At 44.9% G+C, this 2631-nt stretch carries 4 protein-coding genes; all 4 read left to right on the forward strand.

All coding sequences use genetic code 11. The annotated features are described in order from the left end of the window. Positions 1 to 81: 81 nt before the first annotated feature. Positions 82 to 513 carry a hypothetical protein gene (locus tag GWQ22_RS21180; RefSeq protein WP_275931587.1) on the forward strand — a complete coding sequence of 144 codons (432 nt, stop codon included), beginning with the start codon at positions 82 to 84 and terminating at the stop codon, positions 511 to 513. A 447-nt stretch (positions 514 to 960) separates the two neighbouring features. Next, positions 961 to 1233 carry a hypothetical protein gene (locus tag GWQ22_RS21185; protein ID WP_275931588.1) on the forward strand — a complete coding sequence of 91 codons (273 nt, stop codon included), beginning with the start codon at positions 961 to 963 and terminating at the stop codon, positions 1231 to 1233. A 20-nt stretch (positions 1234 to 1253) separates the two neighbouring features. After that, positions 1254 to 1637, forward strand: coding sequence for a hypothetical protein (locus GWQ22_RS21190; RefSeq protein ID WP_275931589.1), 384 nt, complete (start codon positions 1254 to 1256; stop codon positions 1635 to 1637). Between the two features lie 157 nt (positions 1638 to 1794). Then, complete coding sequence (locus GWQ22_RS21195; RefSeq protein WP_275931590.1) at positions 1795 to 2514, forward strand: HEAT repeat domain-containing protein; 720 nt, start codon at positions 1795 to 1797, stop codon at positions 2512 to 2514. The last annotated feature ends 117 nt before the right edge of the window (positions 2515 to 2631 follow it).

Consider the following 2631-nt stretch of genomic DNA (forward strand, 5'->3'; position numbering starts at 1 on the left):
AGGGATTTGCGCTGCTGACGTTGGTAGCGAACAACGTGAAATTCAAGGACGGAGTAAAGGTGCTGGAGGAGTCAGACAGGAGTGCCGCCTGACCGACGCCATACACCAGATTTGACAATAGCTCCATTTGATTTTCCGAAAGGTAAGTTTTTCCGCTCCTCCTATGCTATCCAGGAAAAATTAACGGTCAAATTGCCTGGTGTTGTGGGCATCTATGCTGACTTCTTCGACCACTGCCTGAATACCGGCAATAAACCGCAGATTATCGATGGCGTCGCGCTAGTCTGCCGATCTGATCAGGTCAATATTTATGCCGTTATCGCTTCAGAGGCTGGCAGGACAGCGTGGCTGCAAGTCGTAGAACCGAGTGACGTGGGTCTGCGGGAAAATGCACAAGATCTTGCTGACTATGCCTTTAATAATTTTGCCAATTATGTTGAGGCTGATGTGAGCAGTACCAAGCGACTGCTTCGCACCAGTTCTTTTTACAAGAATATTCCCGATTGGTGGTGATCGGGTAATCGTGAACTCCCCCAGCTGCGTGTCTGCAAATTTCTATGCAAGCGAACTATGACCCCAGAGAGAGACAGCAGGCCTGAGGCTGCCCTGGCGGCGCGGCTGGCCAAAGTGGTTAACATGCGGGAAGACTACCCCGCTGAAGCATGACGCTTTAGCGATGAAGTTTTCTCTGAGGCTGAATCGGTAATGGATATGCCAAAACACGTTTGATCGAGGAAAAACTATGGCCTTACGAACCTACGAACATTTCATATGCCCCAACGGGCATCGTGGTGTCGAAAAGACAACTGAGAATGATCAGCCCTATTCAGACATGTGGGAGTTAGTCTCTGTCACAGGAATGGTGGCAGCAGTACCAGATGGTAAGAGTCATTATCGCTGTAGTGAATGCGGTGAGCTTATGTCCCCAACCGATAACATCAAGTCATAGGAAAAACGATCATGGCTAAGCAAGAAGAGGACGAGTGGGGGATTTACTGCATCAAGGGGCCCTCTGGTCGGAGCTTGAGCGAAGCTCTCACTACTGGAGACGCAAGCCTGTGTGCCTTTGGTCTAACAATAGAAGAGTGGGGCCTTGAACAGGTGGTGTTTGTCATGAAAGAGAACGCTAGAGAGATGATGCTATGTAATGACCCTGGTCGGCTCGTTTACTGGGACGGCCATCGACAATGGTCTCTGGAAGAAATGCAAAAGAGACTTGCAGCCAAGCTCTGAGATGAAGGGAAAGATGGACGATGGCTCAATCTAGTGGCGCTGAAATGTTGTTGATTCTCGGCGGAAGTGTTTTGATTGCATTTATTGGGTGGGCGTTATCATCTACCAAGTCTGCTTCAAAATCTGTTGATGCCGATGAAGCTTGGACAAAGATGCCTGCCAGTGGCAAGTACATTCTGAATTTTTACCGGCAATCTGGGAATCATCATAGAACTGTCGAGGTTTATGGCAGCCGCAGTGACGTAGAATCAGAAATATTTAAGGTTTTCAAACGAGCTGGAATTGATGATCAGTATATGGTTCTCAGTCCAAGCAATGGTATTGACTACCGAAGGGCATACCACAACCATAGAGGGTCAAACGAAGGCAAGAAAGTGGGTGGCTGTCTGGTGACCGCAAGTTAGAGGAAAATGCTGGCTACCTCGTTCAGATCAACGATCATCAGGCTTGGGATGTGGAAGTCGATAAGTTGTAGCGCTTCCACAAAAACCTATATAAATCAAATTGTAACCTCATGTCTAAGTGAGGTTTGTAACCAATTTCGGTGTGGAGAGGGTGACCATGAGTAGACAACGGGTATCAAAAGGTAGTGTTATTCCGAAAAAAGAATTCAAAATAGCAACAGTGCTATCTTCCCTTCCTGTTGGTTGTGATTTCGATTCTTTCTTTTCTGAGTTTAAACGTGTCTATCCGAAGGATTGGGAAAGAGTTAATAAGCGCTACCAAGAGCATGAGAGGTTAACCAAACCAGGTAAATCGCACCCGATGGCTCATCCTTTATCCTATATGCGAACTGCATTTAATAGCTTTCAGAAAAATTTAGTTAAAAATTCTATTTCAGCAGCAGATTACTTAGTTTCACTTGAGGAACCTAAAGATAAATATATAGAATCTGAGCCAACAGAAAAAGTAAGGAAAGAGATAGTAAGAAATAGAAACTTCGTGTATTCATTTGAAAAAAGGATGCTGGCAGTTCATTTGCTTGGAAAATATAAATGTCAGGAGTGTATCGATACCCTGATTGATTTGATGAATAACGACCATATTTTTGATGTGAGAGTGTTAGCTTATGAAAAACTGATTCGGTTCGGAATAGACGCCGGCCCTCAATTAAAAAAACCTTCACATCATACGGATCCTCAGATAACGCAAAAAATAGAATCGATAGGTTTTTCCTCTGAGCAAGTGAAAACAAAAGAAGGGTGTGAGCGAGCAATCAACGAGTTCCGTAAAAAATACCCTATTGAATACGACCTGTACACGAGCTATTGGAGCCTGTAAATAATTCTGTGTAACTGCCCACTCCATTACAGGTGACCGTTCAGGCGATCACCGAACTCGATAATAAAACGATTTAGGGCAAGCTTCCAATTCTGGATCGGCATGGTCCATTTCTTG

It is taken from the genome of Aeromonas sp. 1HA1 (assembly GCF_029237385.1).
Lineage (GTDB): Bacteria > Pseudomonadota > Gammaproteobacteria > Enterobacterales > Aeromonadaceae > Aeromonas > Aeromonas popoffii.